General features: G+C 34.6%; 5 protein-coding genes. All 5 read right to left on the bottom strand.

Annotation, left to right across the window (positions count from 1 at the left end; all coding sequences use genetic code 11):
* Window positions 1-26: 26 nt before the first annotated feature.
* On the bottom strand, window positions 27-380 hold the full coding sequence (locus EII29_RS11060) for a hypothetical protein (protein ID WP_036853160.1): 354 nt from the start codon (window positions 378-380) through the stop codon (window positions 27-29).
* Window positions 381-401: 21 nt separating this feature from the next.
* Window positions 402-1,328 (bottom strand): hypothetical protein, encoded by a 927-nt coding sequence (locus tag EII29_RS11055; protein ID WP_125237571.1) that lies wholly within the window; start codon window positions 1,326-1,328, stop codon window positions 402-404.
* Window positions 1,318-1,611 carry a hypothetical protein gene (locus EII29_RS11050; RefSeq protein ID WP_036853158.1) on the bottom strand — a complete coding sequence of 98 codons (294 nt, stop codon included), beginning with the start codon at window positions 1,609-1,611 and terminating at the stop codon, window positions 1,318-1,320. Before EII29_RS11050 ends, EII29_RS11055 begins: the two co-directional genes overlap by 11 nt.
* Window positions 1,601-2,728 (bottom strand): hypothetical protein, encoded by a 1,128-nt coding sequence (locus EII29_RS11045; protein WP_036853157.1) that lies wholly within the window; start codon window positions 2,726-2,728, stop codon window positions 1,601-1,603. The genes EII29_RS11050 and EII29_RS11045 overlap by 11 nt, the downstream gene beginning before the upstream one ends.
* Window positions 2,728-3,244, bottom strand: a 517-nt coding sequence (locus EII29_RS11040; protein WP_233573325.1) for a hypothetical protein, incomplete at its 5' end; no start/stop codon positions are given. The genes EII29_RS11040 and EII29_RS11045, both read right to left, overlap by 1 nt.

Genomic DNA, 3,244 nt, shown 5'->3' with positions numbered 1-3,244 from the left:
ACCACGTACACCAGCATTAGTTATATTCATTCTTTTTTATCCTCCGTTTGTTCTTCTTCTACTTCTGGAACACTTACACCGTTCTTTTTCATAAGTTTAACCAAACCGTCGAACATAGGACTGATTTTTGCGACCAAATAAATAAATTGCCCTACAAAGTACAATAAACCTACGTCAATCACAGTTTTGGCAATATCAGAAGTTGAGGGAGTTTGTGTAAAGAAGAAGACCGCATATAAAACCCACAGGGATAAAATAACCGTTAAGTCAATCACAAGTCTACGTTTGAAAGGTGGGTTCATTGCTTCTCTATCTTTTACCCATGTAGCGAAAAGAATCGCTAAAATTAAGATAGTTATTAAAATCATTCTAGTTACCATTTTGTTTCGCTTTCTATTTTGTTATTTAATGAAGTAACTTCCGTTACCACGTGTTGCAATAGGTGTTTTACCAATATCTGGTCCCCACCAAGTAATACTACCGTTTGTGTCTATGTCAATATGGAAAGAAGTCTCATGTCCAGCAAAATGACCAACAATACTTTGAACAACAGCTGGACGAAATTCTTTATCTACCCATGGTCCAGACATTTTAATGCCAGCTTTTGTAGTTGATACACTACCAAAGAGTCTAACAATTACTAAATCATCGTTCTTTTTAGTGAATTGCAACTGCATACCATTTCCAGTTTGAATTGTCAACATTTGAGTTGGAACATCGATTGTACCTCTAAGTGATATATCATTTGCATTGATTGAACCTTTAAGCGATAAATCATTTGCATTGATTGAACCTTTAAGCGATAAATTATTTGCGTTGATTGAACCTTTAAGTGATAAATTATTTGCATTGATTGAATCTTTAAGTGATAAATCGTTTGCAGAAATACTATCTAAAGTACTAGCCTGAAGAATTGGCTTAATGCTTGTTACACCAGTTCCTGAAGTCGTAACAACATCAAAACAAACTTTCAAAACGCCAGAACCGTTGTTTATATCAACACCGTTACTATTATTTGATGTTTCTGCTGATAAACTTACAGGGTTTGCTGTTTGCGTTAAGTCAATATTTGCATGGATATAATTAACTGCATTACCTTTTAAGGCAACAGTTTCATTCAATAGTTCAAAATACCTCCCGCCTGCAACGATTGATGTGTTAACATATTGCACGTTAAGGGCTGTATTTAATGGACTTTTCCAATCTTTGCGCCTAATTGTTCTATAGCCCATTCCAGTCAACATCATGTATAGTTTTCCGTCATTATTAGAACCGACTGGAAACTCTGTACCATTTGGACTGAAAAACGTGAAGTTTTTAATTGTCATTTTTAACCTTTCTTGAAATTATTTCCGCTTTATCTAAAACTGGGTTATCAGTAATTGATAGCTCTAACAATCTAAATTTTCTACCGCCATAAGGATAACCACCAATTGATACAAATTGTCCGACTTCATACAAGAGCGTGGTCTCGATTCTAAGCGTGTTTTTACTATTATAGTACACTTTACCTTGCAATAGTTCTAAGTGGTCTTTACGAAGCTCTCTATGCCCTTTAAAGCTATCTATTCTATATTTGTCGCCATAAGTAGCTACATACTCATATAACATTCGGTTTGTCTCCACTTCCTACAAAAATAAGTCTATCATTGAACTCTGTTTTAACTCTATCTGCTATATATCCTGAATATAGCTTGCCCTCGTACCAAATATCTACTAAGTCATTAACATACAAAGGAAAAAGTTCATTTTGATTAAAGAATAACCTTGTGACGATTGTAGAGGGAGAAATTTCAACCTTAATAGTAGACAACTCAGGAGGGTTTCCGTGGTCATCTCTATCATAAAACAATGTTTTGGTTGTCCTTACATCTGGCAAGTCTGTTCCGTCTCCATGATAAGTGCTATAATCAATGACATCTCCGTTATTTTTTGCTGTGTACATTTTAGGAGGGTCTGTGTAGTCATCTGTTGCTTTATTTTTAACGAACACAACAGCAAAATTATAAGCTGAACGTTCTACTATTGTTTCCGTGTCCATTGTCACACTTTGCTTAATATCTACCCTTGTCGTGATTCTTTTTCTATTCCAGTTTCTTGAAGCAAAGTTAATGAATAACAAGTTTCTAGGGTCTGTTTCAGATGGAGCGTGTTGAATGGTTGTAGTTGGTTGAAATTGAACCTTGGAAAATATCCTTTTTGCTACATCATGAGCTGATGAAGTTTCCGCTTTACGATTAATCGTAGCCTTTCCAGCAAAGATACTTGAATCAAAGAAATAACCATAACTCATTAAATTATTTTTATTAGGGTCAATTAAATAATTAATTATACCAGAGTTTGTCTTTTTGGCTATTGCGTTTGGAACGTCAAGACTTTCAATCATTGCCCAAAAGTAGTTTTTTAACGTAGCTTTATTACTTTCGTCTACATCGGTCACAAGGTAAACCATATCTAAATTCAGTTTTTTCCTCTTACCTAGAGCTTCTTCAATTGGAACAACTTCAGGAAAAAGTACTTGAACAATATCGCCAACTTCTACCGAAACGGTCAATGTAGCTGATGAAGTGTAAAGATAGCCTGTTTCCCACAGTTCGTAATCAATAACTTGACATCTTGCCTTTGGTATTGGAAGGCCTCTTTTTTCTTTTTTACCATTAGGCATTCTGAAATCAGATATATTGTAATAGTTAGGGTTAAAGTTATCATAAACGTTAGCTTCTAACATTAAATAAAGTCCGCCTTTCTCTTGATTTTAAGCTCTGCCTTACTTAAATTAACTAGCTCCATTTGACCTTTTTCAATTATACGAGTTCTGTATCGCTCAAAGTTCATTACAGGGAATAAGTTTAGTACAGTTGTACCCTTCCAGCCTTGATAAAATTCGTCATTTACATCTGTATTAATTAAAATATAATCTTGTACCTGTTCCGTCTTAAACACAATTGCAGTATATTCGTTTCCAACATCGTCTAAAAATCTAACTCCAGCAGGTGTTTTAGGAAGTTTCGGATATAATACCCCCATAAAACTAAATATTTTTTCTTTTATTTCCCAACGGCTTAAACGGCCTATGTCACTTTCCCCATAATAAGTGTAAGAGGTTCCTTCGATATACTTATAGTCTCCTGGTGCGGTTCCTCCATAAATTTTAGACTTACCAGAAAGAACTTTACCATTTTCAATCATGTCAAAAGTTAAATTTTCGTAAGTATACCACTTTGTAACTACATCGAAAGTTATC

Origin of the sequence: Leptotrichia sp. OH3620_COT-345, from assembly GCF_003932895.1 — a bacterium.
Taxonomy (GTDB): Bacteria; Fusobacteriota; Fusobacteriia; order Fusobacteriales; family Leptotrichiaceae; genus Pseudoleptotrichia.
This window is presented reverse-complemented; position numbering and strand designations above follow the sequence as displayed.